This window comes from Methylomonas sp. 11b (genome assembly GCF_000515215.1).
In the GTDB taxonomy this organism is placed as follows: domain Bacteria; phylum Pseudomonadota; class Gammaproteobacteria; order Methylococcales; family Methylomonadaceae; genus Methylomonas.
Genome location: NZ_KI911557.1, coordinates 3,617,793 through 3,643,558, shown reverse-complemented (window position 1 = coordinate 3,643,558; position 25,766 = coordinate 3,617,793). Strand labels below are relative to the sequence as shown.

25 protein-coding genes are annotated in these 25,766 nt (G+C 53.4%); 5 read left to right on the top strand and 20 right to left on the bottom strand.

Annotation, left to right across the window (positions count from 1 at the left end; genetic code table 11):
- Positions 1–108 precede the first annotated feature (108 nt).
- The 7 genes from METH11B_RS27935 to METH11B_RS0117480 form a co-directional block, all read right to left on the bottom strand.
- Positions 109–3,741: a YCF48-related protein gene (locus tag METH11B_RS27935; RefSeq protein WP_026603129.1), complete on the bottom strand. Its 3,633-nt coding sequence runs from the start codon at positions 3,739–3,741 to the stop codon at positions 109–111.
- A gap of 180 nt (positions 3,742–3,921) precedes the next feature.
- Complete coding sequence (locus METH11B_RS0117505) at positions 3,922–4,434, bottom strand: hypothetical protein (protein WP_026603128.1); 513 nt, start codon at positions 4,432–4,434, stop codon at positions 3,922–3,924.
- 121 nt (positions 4,435–4,555) lie between these two features.
- Positions 4,556–4,975, bottom strand: a complete 420-nt coding sequence (locus METH11B_RS0117500; protein WP_026603127.1) for a phosphate-starvation-inducible protein PsiE — start codon at positions 4,973–4,975, stop codon at positions 4,556–4,558.
- 9 nt (positions 4,976–4,984) lie between these two features.
- Entirely contained in the window at positions 4,985–6,016 is a 1,032-nt protein-coding gene (locus tag METH11B_RS0117495; protein ID WP_026603126.1) for an urease accessory protein UreH domain-containing protein, read from the bottom strand.
- Positions 6,017–6,050: 34 nt separating this feature from the next.
- Positions 6,051–7,886, bottom strand: coding sequence for a multicopper oxidase family protein (locus METH11B_RS0117490; protein ID WP_036276127.1), 1,836 nt, complete (start codon positions 7,884–7,886; stop codon positions 6,051–6,053).
- Positions 7,887–7,987: 101 nt separating this feature from the next.
- Complete coding sequence (locus METH11B_RS0117485; protein WP_026603124.1) at positions 7,988–8,914, bottom strand: sulfite exporter TauE/SafE family protein; 927 nt, start codon at positions 8,912–8,914, stop codon at positions 7,988–7,990.
- A gap of 13 nt (positions 8,915–8,927) precedes the next feature.
- A complete protein-coding gene (locus tag METH11B_RS0117480) occupies positions 8,928–9,620 on the bottom strand; it encodes an MBL fold metallo-hydrolase (RefSeq protein WP_026603123.1) in 693 nt (230 codons plus the stop codon).
- 297 nt (positions 9,621–9,917) lie between these two features.
- Between METH11B_RS0117480 and METH11B_RS0117475 the strand changes: the two genes are divergently transcribed.
- The 3 genes from METH11B_RS0117475 to METH11B_RS0117465 all read left to right on the top strand — a co-directional run bounded on the left by METH11B_RS0117475 (position 9,918) and on the right by METH11B_RS0117465 (position 11,857).
- On the top strand, positions 9,918–11,273 hold the full coding sequence (locus METH11B_RS0117475) for a sigma-54 interaction domain-containing protein (RefSeq protein ID WP_026603122.1): 1,356 nt from the start codon (positions 9,918–9,920) through the stop codon (positions 11,271–11,273).
- A gap of 108 nt (positions 11,274–11,381) precedes the next feature.
- Positions 11,382–11,567, top strand: a complete 186-nt coding sequence (locus tag METH11B_RS0117470) for a hypothetical protein (RefSeq protein WP_026603121.1) — start codon at positions 11,382–11,384, stop codon at positions 11,565–11,567.
- The gene (locus METH11B_RS0117465; RefSeq protein WP_026603120.1) at positions 11,561–11,857 is read left to right on the top strand and encodes a type II toxin-antitoxin system RelE/ParE family toxin; all 297 of its coding nucleotides are present in this window, start codon (positions 11,561–11,563) and stop codon (positions 11,855–11,857) included. Before METH11B_RS0117470 ends, METH11B_RS0117465 begins: the two co-directional genes overlap by 7 nt.
- A 40-nt stretch (positions 11,858–11,897) precedes the next feature.
- On the opposite strand, the gene METH11B_RS0117460 is transcribed toward METH11B_RS0117465, so the two are convergent.
- Genes METH11B_RS0117460 through METH11B_RS0117450 form a run of 3 tightly spaced genes read right to left on the bottom strand, consistent with a single transcriptional unit; the run spans position 11,898 to position 14,864 of the window.
- On the bottom strand, positions 11,898–12,686 hold the full coding sequence (locus METH11B_RS0117460; protein ID WP_026603119.1) for a F0F1 ATP synthase subunit gamma: 789 nt from the start codon (positions 12,684–12,686) through the stop codon (positions 11,898–11,900).
- Positions 12,683–14,152, bottom strand: coding sequence for a F0F1 ATP synthase subunit alpha (locus tag METH11B_RS0117455; RefSeq protein WP_026603118.1), 1,470 nt, complete (start codon positions 14,150–14,152; stop codon positions 12,683–12,685). Before METH11B_RS0117455 ends, METH11B_RS0117460 begins: the two co-directional genes overlap by 4 nt.
- The gene (locus tag METH11B_RS0117450; RefSeq protein ID WP_036277750.1) at positions 14,112–14,864 is read right to left on the bottom strand and encodes a F0F1 ATP synthase subunit delta; all 753 of its coding nucleotides are present in this window, start codon (positions 14,862–14,864) and stop codon (positions 14,112–14,114) included. The genes METH11B_RS0117455 and METH11B_RS0117450 overlap by 41 nt, the downstream gene beginning before the upstream one ends.
- 270 nt (positions 14,865–15,134) lie before the next feature.
- Between METH11B_RS0117450 and METH11B_RS0117445 the strand changes: the two genes are divergently transcribed.
- Entirely contained in the window at positions 15,135–17,243 is a 2,109-nt protein-coding gene (locus tag METH11B_RS0117445) for an acyltransferase family protein (protein ID WP_026603116.1), read from the top strand.
- A 33-nt stretch (positions 17,244–17,276) separates the two neighbouring features.
- On the opposite strand, the gene METH11B_RS0117440 is transcribed toward METH11B_RS0117445, so the two are convergent.
- The 6 genes from METH11B_RS0117440 to atpD form a co-directional block, all read right to left on the bottom strand.
- Entirely contained in the window at positions 17,277–17,543 is a 267-nt protein-coding gene (locus METH11B_RS0117440) for a F0F1 ATP synthase subunit C (RefSeq protein WP_020483596.1), read from the bottom strand.
- Between the two features lie 2 nt (positions 17,544–17,545).
- Positions 17,546–18,235, bottom strand: a complete 690-nt coding sequence (locus tag METH11B_RS0117435; protein WP_036276123.1) for a F0F1 ATP synthase subunit A — start codon at positions 18,233–18,235, stop codon at positions 17,546–17,548.
- Between the two features lie 175 nt (positions 18,236–18,410).
- Positions 18,411–19,490: a lytic transglycosylase domain-containing protein gene (locus METH11B_RS0117430; RefSeq protein WP_026603114.1), complete on the bottom strand. Its 1,080-nt coding sequence runs from the start codon at positions 19,488–19,490 to the stop codon at positions 18,411–18,413.
- A gap of 136 nt (positions 19,491–19,626) precedes the next feature.
- Entirely contained in the window at positions 19,627–19,902 is a 276-nt protein-coding gene (locus METH11B_RS0117425; protein WP_026603113.1) for an AtpZ/AtpI family protein, read from the bottom strand.
- A gap of 2 nt (positions 19,903–19,904) precedes the next feature.
- Positions 19,905–20,315: a F0F1 ATP synthase subunit epsilon gene (locus METH11B_RS0117420; protein ID WP_026603112.1), complete on the bottom strand. Its 411-nt coding sequence runs from the start codon at positions 20,313–20,315 to the stop codon at positions 19,905–19,907.
- On the bottom strand, positions 20,312–21,682 hold the full coding sequence (gene atpD, locus METH11B_RS0117415) for a F0F1 ATP synthase subunit beta (protein ID WP_231499632.1): 1,371 nt from the start codon (positions 21,680–21,682) through the stop codon (positions 20,312–20,314). Before atpD ends, METH11B_RS0117420 begins: the two co-directional genes overlap by 4 nt.
- A 142-nt stretch (positions 21,683–21,824) precedes the next feature.
- On the opposite strand from atpD, the gene METH11B_RS30185 reads away from it, so the two are divergent.
- On the top strand, positions 21,825–22,211 hold the full coding sequence (locus tag METH11B_RS30185; RefSeq protein WP_409521149.1) for a TraR/DksA C4-type zinc finger protein: 387 nt from the start codon (positions 21,825–21,827) through the stop codon (positions 22,209–22,211).
- A 109-nt stretch (positions 22,212–22,320) separates the two neighbouring features.
- On the opposite strand, the gene METH11B_RS0117410 is transcribed toward METH11B_RS30185, so the two are convergent.
- From METH11B_RS0117410 to METH11B_RS0117395, 4 genes are all read right to left on the bottom strand, one after another.
- Entirely contained in the window at positions 22,321–22,626 is a 306-nt protein-coding gene (locus METH11B_RS0117410) for a hypothetical protein (RefSeq protein WP_026603110.1), read from the bottom strand.
- A 101-nt stretch (positions 22,627–22,727) separates the two neighbouring features.
- A complete protein-coding gene (locus METH11B_RS0117405; protein ID WP_231499631.1) occupies positions 22,728–23,639 on the bottom strand; it encodes a CPBP family intramembrane glutamic endopeptidase in 912 nt (303 codons plus the stop codon).
- Entirely contained in the window at positions 23,621–24,349 is a 729-nt protein-coding gene (locus tag METH11B_RS0117400) for a 16S rRNA (uracil(1498)-N(3))-methyltransferase (RefSeq protein WP_026603108.1), read from the bottom strand. The genes METH11B_RS0117405 and METH11B_RS0117400 overlap by 19 nt, the downstream gene beginning before the upstream one ends.
- Entirely contained in the window at positions 24,349–25,719 is a 1,371-nt protein-coding gene (locus tag METH11B_RS0117395) for an adenosylmethionine--8-amino-7-oxononanoate transaminase (RefSeq protein WP_036277749.1), read from the bottom strand. Before METH11B_RS0117395 ends, METH11B_RS0117400 begins: the two co-directional genes overlap by 1 nt.
- Between the last annotated feature and the right edge of the window lie 47 nt (positions 25,720–25,766).

Genomic DNA, 25,766 nt, shown 5'->3' with positions numbered 1-25,766 from the left:
ATGCTGAGTCTGGCCCTCTGTACCAACCCCAGTTTGACCATTGTCGTCAAATTCGTGCAGGGCTTCCGCGAGTTCCTTGAAATGCAGTTTGACGTTTGCCAGTACATACTAAGGGGCGATGCCCATCACAATGAACAACTCGCCGCTGCTGACCAAAAAGTTACAGGTCTCCAACACCCGCAGCGCATGCTCGCGGCTGCACCGGTCCAGATCGTCGATAAATAACACCAAGCGGCGCCGGCCTAAAAGTCCGGTCAAACGTTCGAAGCGCCGTTCCCATATTTGCCGGGTGCCCACCGGCTCGGCTGCTTCGATAACGCCGGTTTTGCTGATCGCGGTTTTCAATAAATCGGTGCTGGCCAATCCAAACAACGACGCCCCCTTAACCACCACCACACCAGCCACGGTAGTCAGCACCGTCAACAAAGCTGTCAACCAGGCCGGCAAAGCAAACGGCGCTTTGCCGGGGCTATGTTCCAGTTGTTTAACGATGGCTTGTTTACGTTCCTGAGTTAATTCATGCTCGAGTACTTTCCCGGCTTGAGCCAGTAACTCGTCGTCGCTGGCAAAGGCGCTTAAGGTATCTTTGCAGTTTGCCGGATCTTTGGCTATGCCGGAGACATCCGCATTCACCAAACATTGCAGTTTCTCGCAATCGGCACGGCTAAACAGCTGGTCGGCGAGGGACTTGGCAGGACTATTGACACCATCGGCTTGAGCACATAAGCGGGCGTGGCCTTGTACAGTCAACACCGCCGGCTGCTCCAAGCCGGCCAGATGGGAAGCGAAGTGCCACACCTGATTTTCTTCCGCCTCTTCATGAAAATACGCAAACGCCGCCAACCAGCAAAATCCGGTCAACAGCGCAGCCGCCAGCAACTGTAACCAAAAACGCCGATGCGTCAACAATCGCAACCGAAACCACAGGCCCGGCAACAGCCAAGGCCATAGCGGCGGCGTGGCCTGCTGGCGCACGCATTCCAGGATGGAGCCCAGCACCTGTTGTTCTTCCTGATGGTGCCAGGCGTTGTACCAGACCGGCCGCAAACCCTCGCGGCGTAACTCGGCTTGCAAATAATTCATCACCGAACTTTTGCCGCTGCCCCAATCGCCGGTTATGGCCAACGTCAATGGCGGTTGGGTATTTTCGTTGCGCAGAAACGCGGACAAATCTCTAGCCAACTGCAAACTGCCCAGATAGTCCTTGCTGCCGGGCCCGGTAGGTTTATCAGAAGCAGCGGTGGGATTGATGCCTAAGTTGGGATCATGGGCTTCCGGTTCGCGCAATTCAGTCAGTTGCAAGTGCAAGCCACGGCTAAACAACAGCATGATCGGCAACCAGCTCAGGTAATACCAGGGTGCCGGATAGCGTTGATAGGGCAACACAGGGTCTTGCCAATTTTCGCCGCCGTCGCTGGTGGCGAGTAGGGTGCCGGCTGCGCCGACGGTCCAGGCATATCGGCCTTCGTTGTCGGCATCTATATCAATCAAATTTACTGAGGTATTAGTGTTTTGCGCCTGCCATGTGCCACCGCTATTTGTAGTAGACACTACCGTGCCGCCGACACCGACTGCCCAACCACGACTGCCATCGCCGGCGAAAGCTGATCCTCTGAGATTCTGTTGGGTCGTACTCACTTGAGCATGCCAATTTTTTCCGCCATCGGATGTGGAATAAATCGCCCCCTTAGAGCCGACAGCCCAACCGTTTATATTGTCGGCCTGAAACTGAAGATCGAGAATGCCTGCCCTTGAACCAATCACTTGCGATTGCCAAGTCAAGCCACCATCCTCAGTAAAGTCCGACTTACCGCTGACGTCGGCCAGCCAACCTCGCTGACCATCCTCCGAAAAATGCATGGCAAAAAGTGTTCCCCATATATTAGGGTCAAGTTGCCAGTTTTTGCCTCCATCACGGGTGACCAGAAGCCCCCCGTCACCCGCGGCCCAGCCGTGCAAACCGTCATTGAGAAATTGCACTCTGAATAAGAATATCTTGGTGTTGTTGTTTTGAGCACGCCAATTTTTCCCAGCATCGCTGGTAGCAAAAATAACCCCATTGCTACCGGTCAACCAGCCACGTTGGCCGTCAGCTAAAATGTGCAAGCCAAATAGGTCTTGATGGGTTTGAATTTCCTGCGTTCGCCAATTTCGACCAGCATCGGTACTGGATAAAACTGCGCCATCAGCGCCAATTACCCAGCCAAGTTGACGATTAGTCATAAATTGCACACTGCTAAAAACCTTCTGGCTTGCAGCCTGCCAACTATTACCACCGTCAGCGCTGGCAACTATAGTTCCGTCGGCGCCGACGGCCCAACCGTGCAAACCATCAAGAAGAAATTTAACGCTACGCAACTCACCTGAAGTTCCGCTGTTTAGTAATCGCCAGCTTAGTCCGCCGTCAGTCGTCGCTGCGAGCATACCGTTCGTACCAGCCACCCAACCCCGTAAGCCGTCTTTTAGAAAGCGGACACTACGCAGAAATTGCGACACCTGGTTAGGTTGCGACTGCCATGTGTTCCCGCCATCCGCGGTGGCAACGATGCGCCCACCGGTTCCCACGGCCCAACCTCGCAGATGATCGATAAAATCTACCGATTGAAAAATTTGATTGGCATTTTTAGCTTGAGCTTGCCAAGTTAGGCCACCATCTGCGGTGGCAAGTATGGCCCCAAGATCACCGACGGCCCAACCATGCAGGTCATCGGAAAACGTCACACTATTCAGATGCGACTCGGCAACACTCGCCTGATTTTTCCAACTTTTACCACCGTCTGCGGTAGCCAGAATGAGGCCCGCCTGGCCTACTACCCAGCCATGCGCAGGATTGACGAAATGCACGCTGTTCAATATTTCCTTGGTGCCGCTGGCTTGGAACTGCCAACTTTTGGCGCCATCGGCGGTAACCAGAATCACACCATCTTCGCCGACCGCCCAACCATGAGAGGTATCAACGAAATGCACGGAATATAAATTGGCGCGCTTCGGGTCTCGTTCACTCGGCTTTTGCTTCTGAACGGGTGGCGGCGAAACGGAGTCGCCCGCCTTCTCGACTGTAATTGCTTGAGGCAGGTTTTTTGAAGTGGGCGCCGTTGGCTCGTTATTGGTCTTTGGCGCAGCTAGTTCTTGCTCTAGCGGCGCACTCGGCGCCTTTTGGACTGGCGACTGGTTTGCATAATCGAGCGCAGGGTTTATCTCCCTGGCAGCATTTGCCTCACCGCTGTCGGTTTTTCGAACGCTTAAAGGCGCATTGTCGAGGTTAGTCGGGGCCGATTGCTGTTGTGGTGGGTAGGCCCCCGGCATCCCGGCTTGTGCTTCCTTGATCCAAAAACCGTCGGTCTGCGCCAGCGGCACAGCTGGCGCAGCGCCAATTTGCCCTTGCTGCCAGCTCACCCCACCGTCCTCACTAAACACAATTAAACCGCCGTCACCGACCACCCAGATATGCTGGCCATCTTCGGAAACAGCCAGATCATTAAGATTCCCGGCAATCGCCGGCAACCTCCGAAAAGCGTTGCGCTCGACGGGGTAAGCCCAATAATCCCAACTCAACAATTTGGGTTCAGGGCGATAGGCGTTGCGGTGCGGCGCTTGCTGGAAGGCGATGACGGTAGAGAGCAAGGCTAGCATCAAGGCCCAGCCTAACCAGTATCCAGGGCGGCTCAGCCAATACCGGGGGAGCATTTTTGTAACCGCAGCGTCGTTACCCGCCGCGTGTTTTGTCGCCAGTCCGGACATGTCGTCCCCCTTATCGCCGTTAGATAAGGGCTTTTTAACAACAAAATCGCCGCAAGGAAAGGCCAATCGAATGGCACTATTTCACAGCGAATCGATTCCTGAGTTTGCGGGCAGATTGAATCAAGAATACACCTGGCTATTCAGTAGGTGTTCAGTGACAACTTTCCGTCTTATTAACGATTAAGGCTGGTGGTGGCCGTGGTGCATATGCTGTCCGCCCGGCACTGCGTGGCGAGCGTGGTCGCTAAGTTGGGCATCGAAATAGCTGTGTACCGCTGCTATCAACTGTTTATCTTCCGTTCGATACTCGATTTCCGCACCGTTCGGCAAATCCCGATACATAAAACTGACTTTTCCGGCGGCTGACGCCAAGGCTTTGAGTCCCGGCATATCGTCGCCATGAATACGGCTCGGCCCGGAAAAATCGCCTTTGGCAAACCCCGCAGCCAGTTGCGCCAGGTGGCTGCGCGCCAAGCCGATTTGCTCAGTATCCGCAGCATCTTTGGCAATGACTTGCTGGATGCCGCCGGTGTCGGTTTTATTAAAAATATGTAAAGTTTTTTCCAGATCAAACGGCATGACATGACTGCCACGTTCTTGCACTTCGTCCAGTCGTGCCGGATCGACCGGTGGGATGGCCTCGGCTGCAGAGACCGATAGCAGTAAGGCAGCTAGAAATAGTGTTGTTTTCATCTAAATCGTCCTGTGTGAATGAGCCGAGCTCACAAAATATTCGAGTTGAATCGGGCATCTGCGTTACCAAACACCCGCGGGTAGCCGCCTAAATCTGTCGAGATTGAGGTTGAATTGAGTTTTACGATTCGTCGCTAGGCTTGCGAATAATGATGGTCGATAAGGCCAGCAATAAAATACCGCCGGACACTAATAAAATCCCCATATCGGCCTGGTGATGCGCCTGTATGTCGGCGATCAACAATCTAGCCAGCGCGGTGATGGCAATGTAAATCAGACAACGCACCGGCATCAGGTTGGTTTTGAAATAAATGCCGACCATCGCACCCAGCTCCAAATAGATAAACAGCAGCAAAATGTCGCCAATGGTGGCATGGCCTTGCAGCATCATGCCGCCGTATGCCACCACCGCCGACCAAACAATACTGGCGCCGATGACAAACAAGGCCAAATAATGAAAAACTTCGATCAGCAAGTTGCCTATTTCGTCCGCCAGTAGTTTGGCTTGCTCGTTCAATTGTCTGAAACGGTGAATATCCAAGATTTTAACTCACTGAACGGGTTGGGTATGCGAGGGCATCGCTGCGGACATCTGGCCTGCTTGGACGATTTTCAAGCCGCGTTGCGCCATCATGACACCCATCGCGATAACCAATATTGCGGATACCTTGACGAGCTGACGCATAAATACCGGCGACAATAAACTGGCGAAAAACCCAAAACCGAGCAACGGCGCCAAAGTGCCGAGGCCAAACCAGAACAGAATCAGCGCGCCCTGCACCGGGTCGCCGCTGCCGGCGGCCATTACATACATGGCTTGTAGCGGGCCACAGCCCAGCAATAAACCTGTCAATAAGCCGGTACGTAAAGCACTGCGCGGTTTGCGCATTTCGTCTGCAAGCTGGCGATTGACAGCCCTGGGCATGCGCAAAGTAAAGCGGCGCAAGAAGGCGAAGAAGTTGAGCATCTTCAAACCGTATAGCAATAGAAATACGCTCGCGGCTAATGCCAGTCCGCCGCGTATCTGCGGGGTCATGGCGATAGTGGCACCTAACAAACCAAAGCCGGCACCCAGTGCACTGTAAGACAAGGTCTTGCCGAACGCGTAACTTAAATGCGCCAGCAACTGGCGGGATTTGGGTTTGGCCGGATCGGTATAACCCACTACAAAACCGCCGCACATGCCGATACAATGAAAACCGGTGAGAAAGCCGATGCCCAGCAATACCGCGTGATCCATATGCGGTGTGATTTGTTGCATCACGCCTGGCATCAAACTCTTGCCCCAGAAGGCCACGCCACCGACAGCCAGCAATAACAATATAAAAATCAACAGACCTTTTAGCTTGCCGCTAGCAGAGGGTGGCGTAAGTTCCACGCCGTAACCCTTGGCGCGAATGGTTTGGTGCAGCGCCGCTTCGTCGGCCAACTGGTCGTCGAATTGCACATCAACCGTTGCTCGCGCATAGCTGACCTCTACCGTTATCACCCCCGGTAAGTCAGCCAATTCTTGGCGAATGGTGTCTTCACAACCCGGGCAGTGCATGCCCTCGACCGTCAAATGCCTGTTGATTATCGTCATATCCCCTTCCCTGGCAATTGGCGTCTCGGTCTGATCATACAACCAAGAAATCCCGCATCATGCCCATATCTTCGTGTTCCAGGTTATGGCAGTGGTACATAAACAAACCTTTAAAGTCCTGGAAGGGCTTAATGATTTTTACCCGTTCGCCTGGCATGACCAGCACTGTGTCTTTCCAGCCGCCTTCGATGAAGCCATCTTTAACCGTGGCGTAATCTTCGCCGGCGTTGGTGGCTATGGTCCGGCTTAGGATTTGGAAATATTGGCCGTGCAAATGAATCGGATGCGCCATCGACATCATCATGCCACCGCCCATGCCACCCATCTGATGCCCGCCGGCTTCGTCGCTATCGCCATCATGGCGCATGCCCATCATACCCATGCGCCGATGACCACCTTCATTCTGACCGGTTTCGCCATCGTGCCGCATGCCGCCCATCATGCCCATACCACCCATTTTGTGGCTACCGGAGTCGGGTTTCTCCGTACCGCCGTGCTCGCCACCGACCTTGCCGCCATGGCCACCGCCGTGCACATGAAAAATCTCCAGCAATTGCACGGTATTCAGCGGAATGCGCTCGCTGGGTAAAATATCGTTATAGGCATAGGGCCGGCCATTTAAAACCATGCGCATGGGCCCTTCCGAAATAGCGATAGGCACCGGTTTACCGGGATTAGCTGTGTCGCTTAAACTGTAATGACTAATTTGCGCCAAGCTGTTAGGTAATTTTGGGCTATCACTCACCTGACGAGTAACTTTTACGGTAAATATCGGATAGTCGCTCCCCAACGGCAAAACACTGGCATGCATGCCCATGCCACCACCCATGCGACCTTTTTGGCCTTGGCCACCGCCCATCATCCGTTCGGCCATTCCCGGCAACACGCCAGAAAAAGAACGGCTACGCAATACAAGCTGAGAGCCGACTTTACGCCCGCTGAAATCCACCCAAATATCTAAACGTTCGCCGGGGGCCAGCATCACGTAAGGTTTATTGACCGGTGCTTCCAGCAAGCCGCCATCGGTGCCGATGACGGTAATAGGCGATTTGTCGTCCCAAGCCAGTTTGTAGATGCGCGCCGTTGAGCCGTTGAGGACGCGGAAACGATAAGCTCGACTGGCCACGTCGAGTTGAAAATTCGGGCGACCGTTAACCAAAATCCGGTCGCCGTAAAAACCCATCATCCGATCGCGCATATGCCGCACGTAGACGAGTTGGTTATTGTCGTCAAACAATTTATCTTGAATGACGATAGGTACTTCGTATTCGCCGCCGGGCAATTCCAGACGCCGTTCTTCCTCGTCGTTCACCAAAATGGCGCCCGCCAGGCCGTGATAAACCTGTTCCGCCGTGGTGTTGTGCGGGTGGGGATGGTAGATATTCATGCTGGCCCGATTGAGCATTTCAAACTCATACACAAACACTTGACCGCTATCTATCGTGTACAGCGGATGACCATCCACTTCGGCAGGCACGTGCAAACCATGCCAGTGGGTGATACTGGGCTCGTTAAGCTGATTGTGCAGATTGATTCGAATCTTCTGGCCTTTCTCAAAGCGCAGCACCGGCCCCAGGTAAGAACCGGGAATTTCGGTCAAGGTCTGCGCCGGTCCCTTCACCAATTTGGCAAAGTATTGCTGCACCCGCGTGGGCTGGCCGGGCAAAATAGCGACCGAGCCAGGTTTGCAGATCAAGTCTAATTCCACATCCGGGTGAAAATTGGCCGAGGCTTTTCTCGGCGGCATTTTCGGCATGTCGCCCATGTTTTCCATGGCCCGCAGCCACGCGGGCGTTGCCGCCCACGCCATTAATCCGGCTCCACTTTGCGCGAAAAAGCGCCGACGGGACTTATTGAATGAATAAGACATATACCCTCCTCAAACGTTTTTTATAGTTATGCGCCAAGCGGTTAACACCGGATGGCTAATGTGACGGTCTAACACAACCGTCAATATTAGTCTAGCCTAATTTACAGGTGCTGCCGAGGCGGCATTGGCACCGCTTCTATACGCGGTTTACGGCTATGAATACGATTGCCGATTAGGCCTAGTGCCAAGATGGCAGCTAAGCCGGCCAACACCCGTCGCCAGGCAAGTTCGTCATCCTGCCACACCGCTAAAGATGCCAACAGTTGCCAACTCACGGCGTTAAACAACACGTAAACCGCCACCACCATCACGAACCAGCCGAACCCGCGCCGTAACACCGCCGCACTAATAAAGTTGGATAACCAACCACCCAGAAAACTGCCGCATACCGCACCGGCGGTGACCAGCACCATCAACTCGATATCCAGCTGTGCGTGATTGGCGTAACCGCTCAAGCCGGCGGTGGCGTTCATCACGATAACCAGTAACGAGGTACCGATCGCCGCCGGCATCGGCAAACCCACCAACAAGGTCAATGCGGGCACGATCAAAAATCCGCCGCCGACCCCCACTAGACCGGTCAAACCGCCGACCAAAATCCCATCGAACAACAAACGCAATATCGGTGTTTGTAAAGGACACATCGGTAGTGCCTGCTCAATAGTTGGCTCGCTAGGCGCTCTCTTGAAGATCATCGCCAGGCCGGTCAAAAAGGTAATCGCCCCAAAAAACACCATCAGCCATTCGCCGGAAAAATGCCCGGCCAAGCGACCGCCACCGAATGCGCCTAACATGCCGGCCAAACCGAATACCAGAGCGCTTTTCCAGCAAACATGGCCGCGCCGCGCATGCGGAATTAACGCCATCAAGCTGGAGACGCCCACCACCACAAAAGAGGTAACGATGGCCGTCTTGGGCGGCACATGCAGCACATATACCAGCATCGGCACCGTCAAAATCGAGCCGCCGCCACCCAACAGCCCCAGCAGCAAGCCGATACAGATTGCCAAGATCAGCGTCAGGATCATCGGTTAACTCCGCCTACTCGGCCAGCGTCCCACAAGACTGATTGGCCGGCAGCGCCTGATCGATAAACTTGGGATACGCCAGCTTCAATTCGCTCATGATCGCTATGAACTCAACACGCGTGCGGCCTTGACCCACGCGGGGGTTTTTAGCCATTTCCTGTTTGATAGTGGACACGGTATTGCCCTGGTAATCGTGTCCCGGATAAACCAAAGTATCAGGGGGCAAAGTAAACAATTTGCCGGTGATACTGTCGTAAAGCTGGCCGGCATCGCCTTGCTGGAAATCGGTACGGCCGCTGCCGCCGATCAGCAAGGCATCGCCGGTAAACACCCGGTCGGCCATCACGTAACTGACGCAACCGCCGGTATGGCCGGGGGTATGCCGTACCTGAATATCCAGATCGCCAACTTGCAACAATACTCCATCAGTGACCAGCAAATCCGCGCAGAGCGCGCCGGCATCCCGATGCACCACGCTCTTGCTGCCAAGTTTTTCGCGCAGCAAACCGGCGCCGGTGATGTGATCGGCATGCACATGAGTTTCGAAGGTGTAAATCAGCTTCAGATTCAGGCTTTGCAGTAGATCGATGTAAATCGGCAGCTCCGAAGCGACCGGATCGATCAAGCAAGCGCGACGGCTGCGTTCGCAGCCCAACAAATAACTGTAGGTAGAGGTTTCTGTTTCGAAGAGTTGTCTGAAAATCATGACCAGCCTCGTTTATCGCAAAATAAGAAGAATATAGGGTTTGCATATCAATACTCGTGCCAGCTTATCGGCAGCCTTTATCTCCGCACTACTTATAAAATCAGCTCTGCAGAACGTGGACAAAATACAGATATGTGTTTGTTTTAAACGAATATTTTATTTTTCATCTCTTGGATTGATAAGTCGATAGATTCCATAGCATGGCCTCGCAACGGCCACAGACGATGTTTCAATATGAAATACTGAAACAATACTGATACACTTGAAACATCCCTGAAACAAGACAAGATACTCCGCATGGCATCCTCCTCGCCCCTATTCAAACGTTGGCTCGGCCAAATCGGCGCCGATCAAGTCGTAGAAGTGTTGACCGACTTATTCGAAAGCGGTGCGGCCTTTATTGTGGACAGCAATAGCGACATTTTGCTGTGGAGCAAAGGTGCCGAACAATTGTTCGGCCTGAGCGCGACCGAGACCATCGGCAAGCCTTGCAAGACCGCACTGAATTGCGACAGCGACAACGACCCCTGCAACCTGGCCGAACTCGGCATCGTCAAGTCGCAAGCGGTACGGATACATCGCCCGGATGGCCGGACGCTGAATTGTTATCGAACCGCCCGCGCCTTCTACGACAGCAATGGCGGCTTCGCCGGGGCGATTGAATTTCTGCAAGCGCAAAGCGACACAGCGCCCGAGCAAAAACCGGACGACAGCGACAGCTTTCACGGCATTCTGTCGCGTGACCCGGCGATGAAAGAGGCCATCAAAATTATTCGCAACGTCGCCGAAACCGAAGCCACCGTGTTGATCCGCGGCGAATCCGGCACCGGTAAAGAGATGGTGGCACATGCGCTGCATTTGGAAAGCCCGCGTCACTATCAACCCTTTCTGGCCATCAACTGCGCGGCCTTGACCCCCAGCCTGTTGGAAAGCGAGTTATTCGGCCATGTGAAAGGCGCATTCACCGGCGCGGTACGTAACCATGCCGGCCTGTTTCAACGCGCCAACGGCGGCACGCTGTTTTTAGATGAAATAGCGGAACTGCCATTGGAACTGCAAGCCAAACTATTGCGCGTGATACAAGAACGCAATTTCATCCCGGTCGGCGGCGATAGCGCCGTCAGCGTCGATGTGCGGATTATCGCCGCCACGCATAGATCGCTGCGCGAAGAGGTCAAGGCCGGCCGGTTTCGAGAGGATTTGATGTACCGCTTACGGGTCGTGCCGATCTTTCTGCCGCCGCTGCGCGAACGTCGCCAGGACATCAGCCTGTTGCTGCAATATCTGATAGACCGGCATAACACCCAAGGCCATCGCCATATCGACAGCATCGCGCCGGAAGCGATGCGCCTGCTGTTGGATTACCGCTGGCCGGGCAATGTTCGGGAATTGAATAATGTCGTCGAATACGCTTATGCGGTGGGCCGCGACAGCGAGCTAAGCATAGGCGATTTGCCGCCCGAGTTCCGCGAGCCGCTTAGACCGACAGCAACGATTGACCAACACCTTACAGCACGCCCGAAAAGTCAAAACGAAGCGGAATTGATCCGAGAAGCCTTGGAAAATAACCCGGACAATCTGGAACAGGCCGCGCAATATGCGGGGATGAGTCGGGCGACTTTTTGGCGGAAGCGGCGGAAGTATGGTTTATAAATTTGCTTTATTGGCGGGTTAATCGCGTCAACGCCACGCCAATATCGTATTGACGTCCTATTGATTGCGTCTTATGGTGTAGCTCCATTCATCAATGGGAGTCTATTCATGCAAACACCCACTCTAAAACAGGAAGCGCTGGAATCGATTGACCGTTTGCCTGACAACGCAGACATTGACGAAATCATGTATCAGCTTTACGTCGTCGACAAGTTACGTAAAAGCCGCGAAGCTATCACTGAAGGCCAATTCATTCACCAAGAAGAGTTAAAGCGCGAAATCGAACAATGGTGATTGTTTGGTCAAAACCCGCGCGCGAAGACCTCCACTCGATACATCAATTTATTGCTCGTGATTCCAAACTCTACGCAAACCGCGTAACGCAAGACATTCTCGCTAAAGTGGATGTACTGGCGACCATGCCAAAGCTGGGCCGGACAGTTTCCGAAATTGGCGAGGAAAATGTGCGCGAAATCGGCATATATTCATACCGGATACTTTACGAAACAATCGGCGAAACCGTTTATATCCATGGCGTAATCCACAAGCGACGAGACTTCAAACAGGAAGATCTGCAACGCTAATAAGCTATGAATAGCTCATATTAGACTACAGCCGAATTATCTAACGCCGACCCACCATCAACTCGATTTCCTCGACGATTTCTTCCTGGCGCAGCCGATTGCGTTGTCGTTGTAATTCTTCGCCGCCGCGCTCAAGATGTCGCAACGCGGTTTCCATCTGCATCAGCCGCATGTGGTTTTCCACCCGAATCGAGCGCAACAATAAGGCCAGCAGGCTGTGAAACAGATAATGTTCGGCAACGCCTTGGGCCACTTCCGCCGGCGGTGCGAACGTCAACGGCGGGTTTAGCCTGGCGCTACTAGCCACATCAGACAGCGGCCAAAGACGTTGGCTGCGCGCACCTTGTTCGTCACGCACACAGGCTATCAACCCAAACTCGACCCCGCGCAGTTCCGCGACCGCCGCCAGAATACTATCTATCGCGGCCGGCGCATCCAAACCGCCGTCGGCACCGCGCAGCCGTTGCAATGCGGCGCGCTCCTCAACCATTTGGTGCAGGCGTTCACCAACTAGAATCAATGGGCCTTGCTGAGTGGATTCTGTTCGCCAGTAGCGCATCACGTCTTCGTTAAAGCTGCCGCAAAAGCCGCGCACGGAACCGAATAACAGCCAGATGTCGTTGGCGGGCGAGCTTAAAGCCGGCTCCGGCAAGCTATCGGCCAAATCGGCCAAGGCCGTCTGCAACGATTGCACGACTTGTTGCTGCGCGGCCTCGCGCCTACCCACTTTCCGCAGCTCAGCCAAGGCAAAACTGCGCATCGCGCCGAGAATGCCGGACAAATCGTCGAACAAGGCTAATCGCGCCTCAACTTCCCGACGCTGGCTCATGTTTTATCCGCCAATAATTGCCGCAACGCTGACAACCATTGCTTTTTAGGTGAATCCAAGATCAAGGTATCCGGCAATTTTACAAGCAGCTCCGCCAATACGCCGGCCGCCTGTTCCGGCTTGAGGTTTTCCAGCAAGCCCTCGCCATAGGCCAGCAGCCAGGCCAGATGGGCTCGTTCGGACAAAGGTTGCAAGCGGTCCTGTTTCAATATTTCCCGCAGCAAGCGACCGCGTTGCAGTTTTTCCTCGACACCGGCTTCTAAACGCGTACCGAAACGGGCGAAAAGCTCCAGCTCCAGAAATTGCAAATAATCCAGCCGAATATGCGCGGAAGCGGTTTTGATAGCCGGATGTTGAGCCTTGCCGCCGATGCGCGATACCGAACGGCCGATGTCGATGGCCGGCAGCATGCCCGCCGCGAACAGCTTGCTTTCCAGATAAATCTGGCCGTCGGTGATCGAAATCAGGTTGGTGGGAATATACGCCGACAGCTCGCCCTGGCGAGTTTCGATGATAGGCAAGGCCGTCATGCTGCCGCCGCCATATGCCGACGACAATACGGTGGAACGCTCCAGCAGCCGGGAATGCAGATAAAAAATATCGCCAGGATAGGCTTCGCGGCCAGGCGGCCGTTGCAGTAGCAGCGACAGCTCGCGATAGGACTGGGCGTGGCGCGTCAGATCGTCGTAGACCACCAACGTGTCGCGGCCCATGCGCATCCAGTGCTCGGCAATTGCGCAACCGGCAAACGGCGCTAGGTAGCGAAAACCCGGCAAGGCGTTGGCTTCGGCCACTACCACCACGGTATAGGCCAGCGCATCGGCCTGGCGCAGCACTTCTATAGTACCGGCTACGGAAGAACGCGGCTGTCCGATCAACACCATCACACACAACACATTACGGCCACGTTGATTGAGCACGGCGTCCAGGGCCAGCGCGCTTTTGCCTATGCCGTCGTCACCGATGATCAATTGGCGCTGGCCCTTACCGATCGGAATCAGCGTATCGACAATCTTGCAGCCAGTATACAAAGGTTCGGAGACGAAATCGCGCTCGATGATGGGCGGCGCGGCAGCTTCCAACGAGCGAAATTGGCGCAATTCCGGTGGCGGCAATCCGTCCAGCGGACTGCCAAGCGGATCGACCACCCGCCCCAACAAGGTATCGCCAACGCCAATTTCCAGTTTGCGGCCGATATGCTGCACGGCCATGCCGGCGGTGACGCCACGGTTTTGCGACAACAAAATCGCCCCCAGCACTTCCCTGCCCAACTGAAACACCAGACCGGTACTGCCGTCGTCGAAACCGATCAATTCATCAAGCCGGGCAGTGGGCAACCCGCGTATCCAGGCGATGCCGTCACCGATGCCGGCCACGCAACCGCGCTCGGATAGACGCAGGCCAAATTGGTAGGCTTTAACCGGCTCAACCATGATTGGCTTGGCGCCGGAAAAACGCCAACTCATCGGCCAGATTAGCGTGCAATTGGCATTCGCCAACTATGGCACGCAGGCCGGCAATCAAGGCCGGGTCTTCCTTGAACCTGAGTTGCAAGGTTTGTCCGGCAGCGCTCGATAAGGCTTCCGTCACTCGAGCTTGATCGGCTTCGCTCAACGGGTGCGCGCTAAGCACCTCGACCGCAGAAGCGGCAATCAGCATCGCCGCCGCTTTGCGCAGTGCAGTTTGTTCGCTATCCGGCATATTCAGCAGATCTTGCAAAAATACCTCGACAATAGTCTGCGTCAACTGCGGCGACGCCAGTCGTTGCAACATCGCCGCTGCCTGTCCATATGCCGCGCCCGCTGCTTCCCTTATCAAAGCGGCTTCCCGTGCCGCAATCAGCGTCTGGTTGCGGACCCGCAATTTAGCCTCTTCGTCAGCAAGCGTCTGTTTCAGATTCTCCGTTGCAGTATTGCGCAACTGAGTTAACTCTTCGTCTAGTTGGCGGCGACTGGCTTCTTGTTGTTGATTCCAATCGGTTAGCCGTTGTTCGTATTGTTGGCGCAAGGCTTCCGCTTCGTTGCGCAACTGTGCGGCCTGCTCGGTTTCATCTTTGATGCGCTGCTGCCGGGCATCGAGCATTGCCAGCACCGGGCGATACAGGAAGCGTTGCAGTATCCACACCAGGACCAGGAAATTGAGGATTTCCAGGATAAAGGTTGTCCAGTCGAATTGCATCATGGATGGGTAACCCGTTTTGTTGGATATGAACTTGCGGCGTTGTTCCGAAAAAACCGCCGATTTTTTGTTTCTCCGCTATCTTAAACCCCGCAATGGCTTTGATGTCTGAAAATTTAGCCCGCGTAGCTTGCCATTTAGGCACGTCTTGAGGCTCGAATACTTACGGCTTAGAATACCGCCCGACTTTCCGGATTCGAGCCTGCCCGACCACCTAAGCCAGGGCAAATAAGACGGGAAGCCCGAACCAACTCAGCATTTCGTTACCCTATGACCTCTTTGCAAGAACATCTGTCACACCCCAAGTATCGGCCCGATATTGACGGCTTGAGAGCCATTGCCGTTCTCTCGGTTATCGCCTTTCACGCCTTTCCCAAGAGCTTGCAAGGTGGATTTATAGGTGTAGACATCTTCTTTGTGATTTCAGGTTATCTCATCTCCACCATCATTTTTCAGAACCTGGAAAAGGGTACATTCAGCTTCACCGAATTTTATGCCCGCCGGGTTAAGCGAATCTTCCCGGCACTGATTCTGGTCTTAGTTGCGTGTTATGTCTTCGGCTGGTTCGCGCTGTTTGCCGACGAGTACAAGCAGTTGAGCAAGCATATTGCCGCCGGCGCGGGATTCGTTTCCAACATTGTGCTATGGAGCGAGGCCGGCTATTTCGACAACTCCGGTGAGACTAAACCGCTGCTGCATTTGTGGAGTTTGGGCATTGAGGAACAGTTTTACATCGTCTGGCCCTTGTTGCTTTGGTTTGCCTGGGAGCGGAATTTCAATCTGCTGACCATTACGGTTCTGATTGCCATCGTCTCTTTCGGCCTGAATATCACAGGCGTCATCGCCCATCCTGTCGCGACGTTTTATTCTCCACAAACCCGGTTTTGGGAGCTGTTATGCGGTAGTTTGCTGGCTTGGATGACGCTCTACAAGAAGGACTCGTTCTCTTCTATCAAACTGAAGCTTGACGGTTGGTTGGCTTGCGCGGTTTATCGACACTCTCACGCCGCCGACGGCAAGACGCTGGCCAACGCGCTGTCTATTCTGGGCATACTGCTGTTAGCCTTCGGCTTTTTCATCATCAATAAAGATTTCAATTTCCCTGGCCGTTGGGCGGTGATACCGATGTTGGCTGCGGTCATGATCATATCGGCCGGACCCAATGCCTGGGTTAATCGCATCGTCTTATCCCACCCGCTAGCGGTATGGTTCGGCTTGATCAGTTTTCCATTGTATTTGTGGCACTGGCCTCTCCTATCTTTTGCGCAAATCATCGAGACCGAAGTGCCCAGTATGAATATCCGCGCCATTGCGGTGTTGCTGGCCGTGGTATTGGCTTGGCTGACCTACAGACTGGTGGAAAAACCGATACGTTTGGGTAGTCACAGCAGAGCCAAGACGGCGGTACTGCTGCTGTTGATGCTCGGTATCGGCTATGTCGGCTACGCTTCATATTCTCGGGATGGCCTGGAGTTTCGTAAAGCCGATGCGCAGACAAAAACCAAGATGTATGCCGACGTGAACGGCACAGTACTCTACAACACGCCGGAAGACTGGGTCGATGAGCGCTGTAAGGGGGTATTGGGAGGGGCCAGTTACAATTATTTGATGTGTCGCTTTACCACGGCTACGCCAAAAACGCTGGTGGTCGGCGATAGTCATGCTGCGCAATTTGTCTACGATTCGATTACCAAAGGCTCGAACGATCTGGCATTGGTAGCCGTCAATGGCTGCCTGCCGTTTATCGATCTGGTGAGCATTAATCCCACGGAAGAATTTGCAGAAAAATCGACCAGATGCCGGGTAGTCGTTCCTATCGTGCTGAAGCTGCTGAAGGAATTCCCATCAATTCAGCGCGTGGTGTTTGCGACCAGAGGCGCAATGTATATCGAAGGTTCTGGATTCGGCAATACCGAAACAAAAAACGTCTATCGGATTATTAAAAGCCCGGATGATGTATTGGCGGAAAATTACAATCAATTTGTTTCCGGCTATGTCGCAACCATCAATGAGATTTTAAAGCTGGGCAAATCGGTGGTTTTTATTGAAGACGTACCGGAGATTGGGGTAAGTGCCAAAAACTGTGTGGACGAGCGCCCGCTGCGCATTACCGAAAGAGCCCTGCCCGAGTGCGATGTCTCCAGAAAGTCTTTTGAAGAGCGGAATATAAACTACAGAAGAGCTGTCGATGCTATCGATGCCTCCACGCATAAGCGGATTAAGATTTTTCCCGCCTACGAATATTTATGCGATGAATCGACTTGCGGCGGCATGCACGATGACATGTCTTATTTTTACGACGACGACCATCTTTCCATGCGCGGCAGTAAGTTTATTTTCGACAAATTCGCTGAATGGCTGAGCAAAGAGTCCAAGTAACCGAATGGACCGCTCTATGTAATCTGACGTGGGTTATTTTAAAAAATATTCCAATAACGGGTTTCTAAACAACACGATCAGGGCCACCACCAAACAATAAATCGCCAACGACTCTATCATCGCCAAGCCGATAAACAGGGTACGGGTGATAGTTTTTTCGGCTTCCGGCTGACGAGCCAGGGCTTCCAAAGCGGCAGCGATGGCCTTACCCATTGCCAGAGCCGGCAACATCGTCCCAAGGGCGATCACCAGACCGGCCACGCCGGTGGAAATCATGCTGAATAAATGGATGTCGTTCATGGCTATTCCTCGGGAATTGCGGATGTATCGGATTCGCTAGGTTCCAACGCACCGGCGATGTAGATGAGCGCCAGCATACCAAAGATATAGGCCTGGACCACGGCTTCGATCACGTGCAGCATTAATAAAGGCACCGGCACCAGGAAGCCGGCGATCAACAGCACCAATAAGGCCGCCATTTCCAGACTCATGATGTTGCCGAATAGGCGGATGGCCAAAGCCAGGGTGCGGGTAAACTCGCTGATGATGTGGAACGGTAACAGGATGATGCTGGGCTCAGCGTAATGGCGAAAATGCTGCCGCCAGCCGCGATCTCGAATCCCGAACCAGTGCGTGGAACCGAACACCAGCACCGCCAGCGCGGCGGTGGCGGACAAATCGCGGGTGGGCGCATGTAGTTCCGGAATTAAACCCACCAGATTGGCGACCAATACAAACAGCCATAAGCTTGCCACGAACGGCAACACCCGCCGCACTGAAGCCGCCGGTAAGACTTCGGCAATCGCGCCTTCTATCGCCACGACCACCGCTTCGAGCAAATTTCGCAATGAAGATGGCTGACGGCTGAAGCGCAGCAACAGGGTTAACATCACAAAGCCCAGCATCACACCCCAAGTAGTGATTACTGTGTTACTGATCGCCAGTGGGCCGAGTTGAAAAACAGTGTTGGCGACAGATTCTGAGTTGTTCATATCCGCACCTCGATAAACATAAGGGCATAGCCGAAAGCCAGCCTAGATACCCAACATTTTGATTTTCTTGGGTTTCGCTCTGCTCTGCCCAAGCTACATTTGACTCTTACGATAGCTCTCTTGGCGAGGGCGCTATGCGCTCCGCCCGGAAAACGGCCGGAGCACTAAGGTTAACTTATTCGACAGCCAGATATTGGCCGGGGGCCAACGGACTTTCGTAGCGGACGCCTTCACGGAAAAACTGTTCGGGGTTGGAAGCAATTTCGCGGGCGGCCAGGAATTGCGCATAGTAGTTGCGGGAAGCAAAACCGAAGGCGGGACCGTCATAAGAGTCTACGATACGCACGAAATCGCTGCCGACTTGGTTTTGTGCACGCTTCATCCCGCCGATGCCGTGGTTGTATGAAGTCACAGCCGCCGGCCAATCACCAAGCTTACCGTAAGCGTAACTCAGGTAACGGGCCGCGCCGTTGGCGGAGACGAAAGGATCGTAACGTTGATCGACACGATCACCGCCGGGCATGAAGGTTTTGGCGGCGGCTTTGGTAAATTGCCACATGCCGACCGCTCCGGCGGAAGATTTGGCGGACGGTTGAAACGAGGATTCTACGTGCGGCAGATAAGCCAAGTCTTCCGGCAAACCGGCATCGCGGAAGGTCTTTCTAAACTGCAAATCATAGCGGCCGCTGATCTCCAATCCGCGTTTGAAACGCTCACGCGTGCCGCGCTGCGAACGCAGTCTGTCGCTAAGGCCAGGCAATACGCTGTTAAGTGATCTGCCGTTACTTTCCAGTTTGGCGATCAATTGCCTGTCGTTGGCGTTCAACGCCGCACCGTAACGCACTTTACTTTCCAATTCGGCCAGTTGCGCTTTCCAGTATTCGCGCCGCTGGCTGATCATGTCTTTTTGCTCTGATGTCAGGCCTTCCCCGACATAGCCCGGCAAGGTCATCACTTCGTAGACGACATCCAGATAACGATCATCGTGAAAAGCCACTTCGGAACGTTGCCAGACCGCATAGGTTTTTCGCCAGAAATCCACGGCCGGCTCTAACGCTGCGGGTTTTGGGAAAGTCCCCGTATAAAACGCTGGTTTATATGGGGTCGGTTGCGGTTGATAAGCCGGTCGTTGTTGAGCGATATTCGGCCTAACCGAAACCATTTTATCTCGCTTTACCGGCGAACTGCTGGTGCAAGCATTGAGTAACAACAAGGCTAATAAGGGAAGAGTTAAACGCAGCAAGGGTGGTTTCATTTTGGTCTGGGTATTGGATGCAACATTGATCGATGTAAAGTTTGCTACGCCGAAGAGTCGTAAAATATTCCTCGTGTATTTTCAATAAATAATAGCGCTCATTTCGAATTTTCGTGAAGAATAAATCCGAAAAAAATTAGCTTTTTTCCTGCAAAAATCGAAAAACGTTATAGGCACCAACCACAATACCCAACACAATCAAACTGACCGTCCAGCGTACCGAATAACCAGCAGCCAAAGTATCCAGCCAGCGCCCCAGATAAGCGCCGGCGACGATAGGTACTACAAACAGCAAACCCAGCGTACCGCCGTAAAACAACATGCCTACCCAAGTCGCTGGACGTCGCGTTTTTTCTTCCAGGCGCCGCAGATCGCGGCGGGTGTGTTCGATTAGTTTGTTGCGAAAACTCATGTCTATATTCCTGCTGATCCGCGACTACTCAGTTCGGCTAGGCGTCGCACCAAAGAACGTTCGATTTCCGACAGCGTAGCCCGCGCGGTGTGTACTTCGGAATCAGCCTGGGCCATTTCCGCCGCAAGTCGTTCGCAGATGGCATCGCGGTCTTCGCCGAGAAAATAGCGTACCGTAGTAACGGTAAGTTGATTGTCGGCAAAGCGCAGCACACCGCTGGGCAAGGCCAAATAATGCCAGACACCGGCTTGATCGCTGAAACGGGCTAGCCCGTATCTCAGCAAGGCCACGCAGTGAATATGTCCGGCCAAAATCCCGAAACTGCCGTCGGCATCGGCGCCGATAAACTGGGTGACGGTATCGAAATGCTCAGCGCCACGACTATCCAACAAAGTTAACGCAAAACCGTTCATGCCGACATTGCGCCTTTCATATAGCAATCGGCTTCGCTGAGCTGGTCATATTTGCCGTCCATAAATGCTTCGCAATCGGCGATGGTTTGCGCTAGCGGCACCCTTACGCCCGGCATGCCGGTATGGTCGGCAACGGTGGTAAACGGTTGAGTCAGGTAGCGTTGCAAGCGGCGCGCTCGTTCGACGATACGGCGGTCTTCCTGCGAGAGCTCTTCGATACCGAGCATGGCGATAATATCTTCCAACTCCCGATAGCGCGACAAATGCTCGCGCACAGCTCGGGCCACCTGATAGTGCCGGTCGCCCAGGATATGGTGATCCATGATTCGGCTACCGGAACGCAAAGGGTCTATGGCTGGATAAATGCCTTTTGCGGCCTGTTGCCGGGACAGGATCACCACGCTATCCAGATGCCCAAGGATGGTAGCGACCGCCGGGTCCGACATGTCATCGGCCGGCACATACACAGCCTGCACCGAGGTAATGGAGCCGGATTTGGTGGAGACGATACGTTCTTCCAGCGACGCGACCTCGGTCAGCAAGGTCGGTTGATAACCGACCGTGGCCGGCATCCGCCCCAGCAAACCGGAAATTTCGCTGCCGGCCTGGACGAAGCGAAAAATATTGTCCATCAGAAACAGTACTTCGGTATCCAGCGTATCGCGCAAATACTCGGCATACGCCAAAGCGGTGTAACCCACATGAAAGCGCACGCCGGGTGATTCGTCCATTTGCCCGTAGACCAGCAGTGCTTTGGGTAATACGCCGGCATCGGCCATTTCATGCCAGAGTTCGTGGCCTTCACGCATGCGTTCGCCGACACCGGCGTAAACCGATACGCCTTGCATCGCCACGCTGACCGCGTGCATGAACTCCATCATCAGCACGGTCTTGCCGACGCCGGCGCCGCCAAACAAGCCGGTTTTGCCGCCACGCACGAACGGACAAAGCAGGTCAATGACCTTGATGCCGGTTTCCAGAATTTGCGAGGCCGGCAGAGTGTCGGACAACAGAGGCGGCGCAGAGAGGATATTGCGGAAAACACCATTTGGTAATGGCTGACCACCGTCAAGCGGATCGCCGAACACATTCAGCATGCGCCCCAAACAACTGGGATCGACCGGCACATTCAGAGCATCGCCACGGTCGAACACCGGCATGCCGCGAAATAGCCCCGAGACCGAATGCAAGGCAATCGCCCTAATCAGCGTAGGCTCCAGATGCTGAAACACAACCAGCACATAGCGACCCGCACCGTTCACCACATCAAGCGCCTGACCGATTGGCGGCAGATATTCGCAACGCACATCGACCACCGGCCCCTGCGCGGCCTCAATGCGCCCCACCTGATTCATCTCAACTGTCATAGCAGCTTGCTCCGACGCATAATCCCCCTAAAGCACTTGGAGTAGCATATTTTTTAGATTCTTGCGCCCAACAACGAAAAAAGCTTGCTACGGAATCCTCACTGCTTGGATAATCGCATTAGATATTTCGCATATTTGCACTATGTCGCAATCACCGATTAGCGCCGGTCTCCCGGTGTTAGTTCAGGAACTTTGGACTTTATCACATTGCCCTAACCGCGGAGTGTTGAAAAATGCCGGCGTTCCAACAGAAGGCAACAAATATTCCGTTTATCCTCAGCAGCGATTTTCACGAGAAAGAGGGGGAAACATGAAACCAAAGGCAACGCAGTTAAGCTTTTGCTCAAGGTGCGGGGATGAAATTCCGCCAGACGAATTGCAATTTTTGCCAAATACTTCGCTATGTGCTTTTTGCTACAACACGCAGCTGGAATGCAGGGATATCCATAACTCAAGCACTAAAATATCCCAACCCGTCTTAACCTTAGTCCCGCAAAACCCAAAGGTTCAAGACAGCAACGCGGCCTAACCGCATCAATCCGGTAGCAAAAGCACTTAAACGCTGGCAGCCACCGGACTGAAAAACTCTATCATCGCTAAACTTTACAAAAAGCATCCGGCTACTGCATTCGGGTTGCCTACTGTTTTATGTTTTTATAACCTTCCTCACTTTCACGCATGATTTTTTGGCCTTCCTCAACCAGATTGCGGCCTTCGTCGATCTTTATCTGACCCTCACGTTGCATCACTTGTCCGCGTTCGACCATTTGCTTACCTTCCTGCCAACGGCTACCCAACTGCGCAATGCCCTGACTATCCCGCAACATTTGTTCACCGGACAGAATTTTGTCCGCCTGCTTTGTTGGGGCGACAGGCTCGCTTGCACAACCGGCGACCAGTAAAGTGAAGAGAAGAACGGAAGTATTCGGTCTGACTCTGCGCATAAATATGTCCTCTTATGATGCACTGGAAATGATGGGTAGAAATATTGCAAAACACCATGGTATCTGGCAATCATTTTTTCAAGTTGGTATCCCGTTTTGGTCTAATCGCCGCGTCCAACTTTAGCTTGCCGCTGGGACCAAAACCCATAAACGATTAACGCCGATACCAACCAGCTACTGACCAAAGGGCCTACCACGCCGTCGTAATAGGTGTTGACCAGAAATAGCGAATCTGCGTGCAAATTGACGTTGAACAAATCTCTGCTCACCTTAATTTGCCACACCCAAGCAGCATGACAACCGATACATAGGCCCAGACTTTGCCGCACCCGGCTTCTAAGGATTGCTAAAAACACCCCAACGACAAATAAAGCCAGCAAGGCGCTGAGTATCAGCGGATTCAACCAGTTGGCAAAGGCTTCGGCGATTAATTTTAAACCGCTGCCCGGCGTTAAATCGGCGTAAACCGGTTGCGACTGACTTTTTAAAAAATGTAGCGCCGCGTAATAGATTGAGCTGACGGTCACGGCAGCCATAATTGACATTTTCCTGCCTAAAGCACCCAACAGCAGGCCGCGAAATAACATTTCTTCGCCGAGCGCAATCAGCATCGCAAAAAACAAACCCAATCCGATTTTTTCCGCGATTTTGCCCGCTGTCCAATGCCGGGTATCATCCCAGACATGAACATCCAGCCAATACAGCGTCAACAATACCGGCAGCAAGGTCAATAAACCCAATGCCAGACCTTGAGCCATTTGTTTGAAAAACACCGCTTTGGGCGCGAATCCCAAATCCGCCCAAGTGAATTGCAGATAGTTCTTTAGCGGAAAAATACTCAGCAGCAAAAGAACCAACGTAATTTTGCTGATGACTTTTGCCAACGGCAAAACGTCGCCGGCAATCCACAGCAAACCGGATCCCAACATGCTGGCAATAATCGCCGCAATGACCAATATGACCAACGGCGCCAACGCATAGACAAACCAGCGGATCAACGAAAATCTCCCCATAAGGTTTGCACAGCGGTCAATGCCGATAACACCGCGGTCTCGGTACGCAATATCCGGGCACCCATTCGAACCGGCACGAATCCTGCTGCCTTGGCAATTTGTCGTTCTTGCTCGCTAAAGCCGCCTTCGGGTCCGGAGAGCAAGGTAACACGGGAGTTTTCCGGTTTCAGGTCCGCAAGGGATTGCTCGGCATAGGGATCGAGAAACACGCTTAATCCTTGCTGCCCGCTCACCCAATCGCCTAAATTCACAATCTCGCCAATTGACGGACAGTAAGTTCTTCCAGATTGTTCGGCCGCGTGCTGGACAATATGCTGCCAATGTAGGAGGCGTTGCTGTTTTTTATCGTCGTTGAATTTGATCACGCAACGCTCGGTTACCAAGGGTGTCAATTGCGTCACACCTAGTTCAACGGCTTTTTGTACCGCCCAGTCCATCCGATCACCGCGAGAAATGCCCAAACCCAGATTGATCGCCAGAGGGGATTCGACATTACGCTCAACGAACTGCTCGATTTCGACGCGAACAGTCTTACGGCTGACTTCGCTGAAACGGCACAGGTATTCGCCGCCTTCCCCGTTGAACAACACGATGCTCTGGTCCTGCTTTAAACGCAGAACACTGCGCACATAATGGGCCGCGTCTTCATCCAGTTCAATGCGCCCGCCAACATTTAGCGATGCAACAACATATAAACGAGAAACCCGCATCAGTCCTGCACCGCCAGTTGAATGCCCTGCCAGGCCACTTCTGTCATTAGCTGTATCTCCTGCTCGTTAATCACATAAGGCGGCATGAAATAAATCACATTTCCTAGCGGCCGCAGTAACACGCCACGACTCAAAGCATAGCGATAAACTTTTAAACCGCGCCGCTGTTGCCAGGGATAGGCTTCCCGGGTTTGCTTATTTTTAACCAATTCTATGGCGACGATCATGCCGGTTTGCCGCACTTCCGCGACGTTGGGATGTTCCTTAAACCGAGCTACCGCTTTGGTCATAAGCCCCGCCAAATGACGATTGCTTGCAATCACATGTTGCTGTTCAAATATCCCCAACGTCGCCAATGCCGCCCGACATCCCAATGCATTGCCGGTATAGCTATGCGAGTGTAAAAACGCGGTTAGATTTTGATAGTCGTCGTAAAAGGCTTGATAGACCTGATTGCTGGTCAATACCGCGGACAAGGGTAAATAGCCGCCGGTCAGGCCTTTGGATAGGCAGATAAAATCCGGGCTGATGGCCGCTTGCTCGCAAGCAAACAAGGTACCGGTACGGCCAAAGCCCACGGCAATCTCGTCGGCAATTAAATGTACCTGGTATTTATCGCACGCTTCACGCAGTAATTTTAGGTACACCGGATGATACATGCGCATACTGCCGGCGCATTGCACTAACGGTTCGACAATCACCGCGCAAACGTCGTCAGCATGTTGCGCCAAAGCTTGCTCTATGGCGGCGAAACGACGAATGGAGTAGGCCTCCCAGCTTTCGCCCTCTTCTCGATAGTAACAATCCGGGCCAGCTACCGTGATCACATCCATCAACAACGGCGCGTAGGTTTCCTTGTATAACGCCACGTTGCCAACTGCCAAAGCCCCCAGAGTTTCGCCGTGATAGCTGTTTTCCAATGTGATGAATTTGATTTTTTGAGTTCGTCCGAGATTACGCCAATAATGAAAACTCATCTTTAACGCAATTTCGACCGCTGACGAACCGTTATCCGCGTAAAAACATTTATCCAAACCGGGCGGCGTGAGTTCCACCAGCTTTTCCGCCAGTGTTAGCGCGGCTTCATGGGTAAATCCGCCGAGGATTACATGCTCGAGCGTTTCAAGCTGCTCTCGTAGCGCTTGATTGATAATGGGATTGGCGTGACCGAATAGATTGACCCACCAGGAACTGATCGCATCCAGATAACGGTTACCTTCGAAATCCTCTAGCCAGACGCCTTGTCCGGATTTGATCGGGATCAACGGCAACCCATCCGGAGCAGAAGCCCGCGGATCGTGGTCCTTCATCTGACTACAGGGGTGCCAGAGCACCGCGAGATCTCGCTGAACGATAGTTTGATTATTCATAGCTTGCATAAAAAAGGGGCTTGCGCCCCTTTTTTGTTGGATTGACC

Excerpts from the sequence above, each read along its gene's own strand:
- METH11B_RS0117485 (WP_026603124.1), bottom strand. The coding sequence starts at position 8,914 with ATGATCCTGACGCTGATCTTGGCAATCTGTATCGGCTTGCTGCTGGGG.
- METH11B_RS0117430 (WP_026603114.1), bottom strand. The coding sequence starts at position 19,490 with ATGAAACCACCCTTGCTGCGTTTAACTCTTCCCTTATTAGCCTTGTTG.
- METH11B_RS30185 (WP_409521149.1), top strand. The coding sequence starts at position 21,825 with ATGTCGCAATCACCGATTAGCGCCGGTCTCCCGGTGTTAGTTCAGGAA.
- METH11B_RS0117445 (WP_026603116.1), top strand. The coding sequence starts at position 15,135 with ATGACCTCTTTGCAAGAACATCTGTCACACCCCAAGTATCGGCCCGAT.
- METH11B_RS0117470 (WP_026603121.1), top strand. The coding sequence starts at position 11,382 with ATGCAAACACCCACTCTAAAACAGGAAGCGCTGGAATCGATTGACCGT.
- METH11B_RS0117480 (WP_026603123.1), bottom strand. The coding sequence starts at position 9,620 with ATGATTTTCAGACAACTCTTCGAAACAGAAACCTCTACCTACAGTTAT.
- METH11B_RS0117490 (WP_036276127.1), bottom strand. The coding sequence starts at position 7,886 with ATGTCTTATTCATTCAATAAGTCCCGTCGGCGCTTTTTCGCGCAAAGT.
- atpD (WP_231499632.1), bottom strand. The coding sequence starts at position 21,682 with ATGACAGTTGAGATGAATCAGGTGGGGCGCATTGAGGCCGCGCAGGGG.
- METH11B_RS0117475 (WP_026603122.1), top strand. The coding sequence starts at position 9,918 with ATGGCATCCTCCTCGCCCCTATTCAAACGTTGGCTCGGCCAAATCGGC.
- METH11B_RS0117450 (WP_036277750.1), bottom strand. The coding sequence starts at position 14,864 with ATGCAATTCGACTGGACAACCTTTATCCTGGAAATCCTCAATTTCCTG.
- METH11B_RS0117505 (WP_026603128.1), bottom strand. The coding sequence starts at position 4,434 with ATGAAAACAACACTATTTCTAGCTGCCTTACTGCTATCGGTCTCTGCA.
- METH11B_RS0117435 (WP_036276123.1), bottom strand. The coding sequence starts at position 18,235 with ATGAACAACTCAGAATCTGTCGCCAACACTGTTTTTCAACTCGGCCCA.
- METH11B_RS0117440 (WP_020483596.1), bottom strand. The coding sequence starts at position 17,543 with ATGAACGACATCCATTTATTCAGCATGATTTCCACCGGCGTGGCCGGT.
- METH11B_RS0117495 (WP_026603126.1), bottom strand. The coding sequence starts at position 6,016 with ATGACGATAATCAACAGGCATTTGACGGTCGAGGGCATGCACTGCCCG.
- METH11B_RS0117410 (WP_026603110.1), bottom strand. The coding sequence starts at position 22,626 with ATGCGCAGAGTCAGACCGAATACTTCCGTTCTTCTCTTCACTTTACTG.
- METH11B_RS0117420 (WP_026603112.1), bottom strand. The coding sequence starts at position 20,315 with ATGAACGGTTTTGCGTTAACTTTGTTGGATAGTCGTGGCGCTGAGCAT.
- METH11B_RS0117405 (WP_231499631.1), bottom strand. The coding sequence starts at position 23,639 with ATGGGGAGATTTTCGTTGATCCGCTGGTTTGTCTATGCGTTGGCGCCG.
- METH11B_RS0117460 (WP_026603119.1), bottom strand. The coding sequence starts at position 12,686 with ATGAGCCAGCGTCGGGAAGTTGAGGCGCGATTAGCCTTGTTCGACGAT.
- METH11B_RS0117465 (WP_026603120.1), top strand. The coding sequence starts at position 11,561 with ATGGTGATTGTTTGGTCAAAACCCGCGCGCGAAGACCTCCACTCGATA.
- METH11B_RS0117425 (WP_026603113.1), bottom strand. The coding sequence starts at position 19,902 with ATGAGTTTTCGCAACAAACTAATCGAACACACCCGCCGCGATCTGCGG.
- METH11B_RS0117455 (WP_026603118.1), bottom strand. The coding sequence starts at position 14,152 with ATGAGTTGGCGTTTTTCCGGCGCCAAGCCAATCATGGTTGAGCCGGTT.
- METH11B_RS0117395 (WP_036277749.1), bottom strand. The coding sequence starts at position 25,719 with ATGAATAATCAAACTATCGTTCAGCGAGATCTCGCGGTGCTCTGGCAC.
- METH11B_RS0117400 (WP_026603108.1), bottom strand. The coding sequence starts at position 24,349 with ATGCGGGTTTCTCGTTTATATGTTGTTGCATCGCTAAATGTTGGCGGG.
- METH11B_RS27935 (WP_026603129.1), bottom strand. The coding sequence starts at position 3,741 with ATGTCCGGACTGGCGACAAAACACGCGGCGGGTAACGACGCTGCGGTT.